Source organism: Caballeronia sp., assembly GCF_049581465.1.
In the GTDB taxonomy this organism is placed as follows: domain Bacteria; phylum Pseudomonadota; class Gammaproteobacteria; order Burkholderiales; family Burkholderiaceae; genus Caballeronia.
Genome location: NZ_JBAUSA010001120.1, coordinates 1 through 3,742, shown reverse-complemented (window position 1 = coordinate 3,742; position 3,742 = coordinate 1). Strand labels below are relative to the sequence as shown.

Sequence of the window (3,742 nt, the reverse complement as noted above, 5' to 3'; positions counted from 1 at the left end):
ACCCTGCAGGGCCGCGACGATCTGGCTGGCCAGATCTACCGCCAACTCCGGGCGGGAGTCATAGAGGGAAGACTGACGGCTGGCGAACGCCTTCCTTCAACCCGGGACCTTGCGTTAAGACTTGGCGTATCACGCAAAACGACGCTCGATGTATTCGAGCGCCTGAGCGCGGAAGGTTTCCTGCGCACTCGCCCCGGCGACGGCACCTTTGTAGCGGACGGACTGGCCCGTGTCTCCAACCGCAAGGCTCAGGCGACCCGGCATCGGATAGAAACCCAGGCAGTCTGGTCCACGGTTCCACAAGCGCTTTCCATGCCGGAACCCGGCCGGACGTTCGAATTCGATTTCCGCGGCGGCGTCACCGACAAGAGCCTCTTTCCCTTCAATACCTGGCGCCGCTGCATCAACCACGCGCTGCGCCTGCAGATGCGCGGGCGCGGCGAGTATCACGATTGCGCTGGCGAACAGGACCTGCGGCTTGCCGTATCGCGTTACCTGGCCTTCAATCGCGCGGTGGTGAGCAACTGGCAGGATGTGATCGTCACGCAGGGCGCGCAGCAGGCGCTCGATCTGGTGGCGCGTGCGGTCGTGCGTCCCGGCGATGTCGTCGCCATGGAAGATCCCGGTTATCCCCCTGCGCGCGCTTCGTTCGCGGCGCTTGGCGCTACGCTGGTGAGCGTTCCCGTCGATGACCAGGGGATAATCGTCGCGCAATTGCCGAAGCGGGCGAAGCTCGTCTATGTGACGCCATCGCATCAGTTTCCGCTTGGCATGCCGATGAGCCTGGAACGCCGTGTCGCGTTGCTTGAATGGGCCCAGCAGCGCGACGCGGTGATTATCGAAGACGACTACGACGGCGAGTTCCGCTTCGAAGGCCGGCCGATGGAATCGCTGAAGAGCCTCGATCGCGTGGGCCTGGTGGCCTATGTCGGTACGTTCTCGAAGACCATTTTCCCGGAACTGCGCGTGGGCTACGTCGTGGCGCCGGTATCGTTGAACGAGACGATCCGCAAGGCCAAGCAGATCGCGGACTGGCATTCCAGCACGCTGACGCAGGCAGCGCTCGCTCGCTTCATGCTCGATGGCGACTTCGCCAAGCACTTGCGGCGCATGCACAAGCATTACGAGGCAAGGCGCGCACTGCTCGTGGCGCACTTGCAGGGTGATCTGGCGCAATGGTTCGAGCCGATCGTGCCGGTTGCAGGGATTCACTTGACGGCACTGCTCAAGAACGGCCTGAAGGAAAAGGACCTGGTGGGCGGTGCCCTCGATCCATCGCTTGGGCTGTATGGAATTTCGGCGTTTTACGGGGGAGCATCGGCACGGCAAGGATTGCTTTTCGGGTACGGCGGGATCGAGTTGGATGAGATCGAGCGTGCCATGCAGATCCTGGGCCGCCGCCTGCGTGAGCTCACATAGATTTCGCACGGGATCTGCACATGGGTCTGTAGCGCCACCGGTTACCTCAAAATAGCCAAAATCGGCTATTTCCCGAGACCACCGGGCGTCTTAATCTCCTCCCATCGCATCGAATTCGATGCGAATCGACCAATCCGACATTGAGGAAACGATCATGGAATCCCGTCTCGACTTCTACCAGGCCAGTCCCCACGCGATCAAGGCAATGCTTGCGCTCGAAGAGCGCATCGGCAAGTCGGCGCTGGAAAAATCGCTTGCGGAACTGGTGCGCCTGCGCGCCTCGCAGATTAACGGCTGCGCGTTCTGCGTGGACATGCATTTCACCGATGCAAAGAAAGGCGGTGAAACGGATCGTCGCCTTGCCGCGGTCGTGGTCTGGCGCGAAACGCCGTTCTTCACCGATCGTGAACGCGCCGCGCTGGCGTGGACGGAAGCGCTGACGCTGATCTCGGTCGATCACGTGCCCGATGAGGTCTGGACAGCGGTCAAACCGCATTTCACCGACGAAGAGATCGTGGACCTGACGCTGCTGGTGACGGCGATAAATGGCTGGAATCGCTTTGCGATTGCGTTTCGGAAGATGCCGGCGTGAGCTGAATTTCGCTTGAGTGGGCGTCGAGTCGGGTGCATCTTAAAGGGACTCGATCCCCAATTTAAACGCGGGTCCGCCACAGGAATTGTTGGCGGACCCGTTCTATTGCGGGCGAATTTTATGACGTGTAATCAAAAGCTTACGTTGGGTTGTTGATGTTTATTCGTGAATTTTTTAAACACGTCATTGTATAAATATTATTATATATCAATTACTTGCAGTGATAACCTAATCTCGATTATCTGTATTGGTTGAGAAATTTAGGTAAAACAAAGAGATGTGCGACTATTGTCATGTAAATTATCAGGCATTCTCATAAGTTCGTGTTAAACCTTAGGAGTGCACGTCAATGTGAAAGTATAATTGTTATTATTCAACGCTTTAAACCGTCATTTGCACATCGTTTCTAAGATTCAAAAAACGGTGCTGAGATGAGGTACATGCATACAAATCATTGACTTAGAATAGCTTTATAAACTCACGACTGAACTCATGGTCATTTACCCAGCGGCAGCGACGCCGTGGTGCGATTTGCCGACCTGCTAGCCGTCACCCCAACCATCCGCGCGGAGCCTACAAATTCCTTTCGACGAGCGCATTCTGAGCGGCTTAGGCGTCCTCTCGGCTATCGTCAATGGCGGCAGTTTCGCCGCCGCGAGCGAGGCGCTGGACATGTCTCAATCGGGCGTCAGCCGATCCGTCGCACGACTCGAAGCGCGACTGGGTATCCGGTTGTTTGACCGAACCACGCGTGTGGTCACCCTCACCGACGAGGGGCGGCGCTTCTACGATCGGGTTGAGCCGCTGCTTGCGGGCCTTGAAGACGCGACCGCCTCGGCATCGCAGGGCGTGAACAGCGTGCGGGGTCGCTTGCGCGTGAATGTCGATCCGTTTTTTTCGCGATTGGTGCTCGGTCCGACGCTTGGCGCATTTGTCGCTGATCACCCGGGCCTCCAGTTGGAGCTTGTCACGCGCGATCAGCTTGGCGACATGGTGACCGATGGTTTCGATCTGGCCGTCCGTTTTGGCCAGCCGCGTCCGTCCACGCTGGTTGCGCGCAAGCTGCTTGATACGCGGATCATTACGGTTGCATCGCCCTCTTATTTGAAGCAGTTTGGCCGACCTTGCGCGCCGGGCGATCTGCAGAGCAACGACCATGTCTGCATCAATTACCGCGATCCTGAAACCGGGCACCCGTTTCCGTGGGAGTTTCATCGTGGGAAGAAAAAGATTGTCGTGTCGGTGAATGGCAGGTTGACGGTCAACGATGTCGGCACGATGCACAGCGTGTGCATGGCGGGACATGGCGTGGCGCAGATCATGGCGCTTGGTGCGGAGGATTTGCTTGCGAGCGGGCGTTTGATCGACCTGTTTCCGGACTGGCCGGATGAGCAATTTCCGCTGTACGCGCTCTATCCTTCGAGGCAGCACCTGGCCGCCAAGGTGCGGGCGTTTTTCGATTTCATCGTGGCAGGGTGCGCTGGGCGCTGAGCCTTGGACTTGGTTTTTGGGCGGCGCCAGGGGTGCTGCTCGCGGAGAGTGTGGGGTTACGACGGGGTGCTGTTCGCGGCGAGTGTGGGGAGAACGTTGAGTCGTTCTGCTCGCGTGGTCGTTCTGCTTAAGTCGGATTTTCTTGCTTATTTCTGTTAGCCCCTATCCGGGGCGGGACTTCATTTCTTTGCAAACGCGCAAAGAAACGAAGCAAAGAAACGCGTTTTAAACCGCCAATTT

The 3,742-nt window shown here is 58.0% G+C and carries 3 protein-coding genes; all 3 read left to right on the top strand.

The genetic code is table 11. The annotated features are described in order from the left end of the window. The first annotated feature begins 3 nt into the window (after positions 1-3). The 3 genes from WCA53_RS27360 to WCA53_RS27350 all read left to right on the top strand — a co-directional run bounded on the left by WCA53_RS27360 (position 4) and on the right by WCA53_RS27350 (position 3,502). Positions 4-1,419 carry a PLP-dependent aminotransferase family protein gene (locus WCA53_RS27360; protein ID WP_423918136.1) on the top strand — a complete coding sequence of 472 codons (1,416 nt, stop codon included), beginning with the start codon at positions 4-6 and terminating at the stop codon, positions 1,417-1,419. Positions 1,420-1,573: 154 nt separating this feature from the next. After that, entirely contained in the window at positions 1,574-2,011 is a 438-nt protein-coding gene (locus WCA53_RS27355; RefSeq protein ID WP_423918131.1) for a carboxymuconolactone decarboxylase family protein, read from the top strand. Positions 2,012-2,590: 579 nt separating this feature from the next. Further along, entirely contained in the window at positions 2,591-3,502 is a 912-nt protein-coding gene (locus tag WCA53_RS27350; RefSeq protein ID WP_423918134.1) for a LysR family transcriptional regulator, read from the top strand. Positions 3,503-3,742 lie beyond the last annotated feature (240 nt).